Below are 497 nucleotides of genomic sequence, written 5' to 3' on the forward strand. Positions count from 1 at the left end.
GGAGCAGCTGCCGCTGGTCGCCGACCGGCTGGGCGATTTGGCCCCGGTGGCGGCGATCCTCGGGGGCGCGCTGCTGCTGGTGGCGCTGGTGCCCCGGACCTTCATCACGCTCGCCGCGGGCGCGATCTTCGGCCCCCTGGAGGGCGCCGGGTACGCACTGGGCGCCGCGCTGCTGGCCGCGGCGATCGGGTTCACCGTCGGCCGGTTGCTCGGTCGGGAGTTCGTCGCCGAACGGGTCCGCGGTCGACTGGCCCGCCTCGACCGCTGGTTCGCCCGGCAGAGCGTGCTCGGGGTGGTCACCGTCCGGCTGCTGCCGATCGCCGGCTTCGGGCTGGTCAGCTACGGCTACGGCACGACCGGCGCCCGGGTGCTGCCGTTCCTGGCCGGCAGCGTGATCGCGTCCGCGCCGACAGCCTTCGGCTACGCGGCGATCGGTGCGGCGGTCAGCTCCCCGGGCGAGGTCAACTGGTACGCCGCCGCCCCGGCCAGCCTGGGGC

At 76.1% G+C, this 497-nt stretch carries 1 protein-coding gene; it reads left to right on the forward strand.

Annotation, left to right across the window (positions count from 1 at the left end):
- The coding region (locus tag KBX53_RS35510; protein ID WP_210864090.1) for a TVP38/TMEM64 family protein at nt 1-497 on the forward strand (497 nt) is incomplete at both ends.

This window comes from Micromonospora sp. M51 (assembly GCF_018070305.1).
Classification (GTDB): Bacteria; Actinomycetota; Actinomycetes; order Mycobacteriales; family Micromonosporaceae; genus Micromonospora; species Micromonospora parva.